Source organism: Melaminivora alkalimesophila, from assembly GCF_000282995.1.
GTDB lineage: Bacteria > Pseudomonadota > Gammaproteobacteria > Burkholderiales > Burkholderiaceae_C > Melaminivora > Melaminivora alkalimesophila.
The window spans coordinates 1-1,186 of the sequence record NZ_ALEE01000050.1 but is presented as its reverse complement, the minus strand read 5'-3'; the positions used below and the strand labels follow the sequence as shown (position 1 = coordinate 1,186).

The window sequence follows — 1,186 nt, the reverse complement described above, 5'->3', positions numbered from 1 at the left end:
CGCAGTCTCGATAGAGATCGCCGCCGACGACACGCTGGCCGACATCGCCGGCAAGATCAACGCCGCCGATGCCGGCGTGTCGGCCGTGGTGGTGCGCGGCACCCATGGTGAGCAGCTGCTGGTGCGCGGCAGCAAGACCGGAGCCGACAACGGCTTCGCCCTGTCCGTGCAGGACGCTGACGGACAGCCCCCAGGCGCTGGCTCCGCGCTGGCCCGACTGGCCTACGACCAGGCATCCATCCAGGCAGGCAGCGCCGGCATGGTGCGCAGCGCAGCCGCCGGCGATGCTGTCTTCAGCATCAACGGCATCGCAGCCTCTTCGCCCAGCAATACCGCCGAGGACGTGGTGCCAGGGCTGAAGCTGGAGTTGCTCAAGACCACCAGTGCCCCGGTCGAGATATCGGTCGCAGCGGACAGAAAAGCCGTCCGCGACAAGATCGAAGCCTTCCAGCAGGCCTACAACAGGCTCAACGCGCTCGTGGCCGAGCTGACGCGCTACGACGCCGCCAGCAAAAAGGCGCAGCCGCTGCAAGGCGACGGCACTGCGGTGAACCTGCACAACGCGCTGCGCGGCCTGGTCGGGCAGCCCGGGGCATCCGGCAGCTACCTGAGCGACCTGGGCCTGCAGGTGCAGCGCGACGGCTCGCTCGGCCTGGACGCCGCCAAGCTCGAGGCGGCCCTGGCCGACCTGCCCAAGCTGGAGCAGACCCTCACCGCCAGCACTGGCGACGCCGCGACCAACGGTCTGGTGACGCGCATCCGCGATTTCGCCTTTCAGGCCAACGGCGTCAACGGCAGCATCAGCGGCCGCAGCAACGCGCTGCAGGCGGCACTCAAGCGCAACGCGACCGAGCAAGACGACCTGAGCACACGCCTTGCGGTGCGCCAGCAGAACCTGCTCCGGCAGTACCAGACCCTGGACGCGAACATGGCCTCGCTGAGCTCGCTGAGTTCCTTCATGGCCGCCCAGGTGAGCCGCTGGAACAAAAGCTGAGAGCGCGAAACAGCCCGCAAAAGCCCCGTTCATCGGGGCTTTTGCTTTTGGTGGCGCTTCCACAATGCCTTGCAACACCCAGCAAGTCATGGAGCGACTTGCGCAGTCAACCATCGCCTGCACGAGAGTGGATCGCAATCTCTTCGCCCCTGAAGGAGCATTCCCATGGCCATGACCATCAACACCAACGTC

1 protein-coding gene is annotated in these 1,186 nt (G+C 66.6%); it reads left to right on the top strand.

The window, feature by feature from the left end:
• Positions 1-994, top strand: a 994-nt coding sequence (gene fliD / locus A612_RS00505) for a flagellar filament capping protein FliD (RefSeq protein WP_019372665.1), incomplete at its 5' end; no start/stop codon positions are given.
• Positions 995-1,186: the final 192 nt, after the last annotated feature.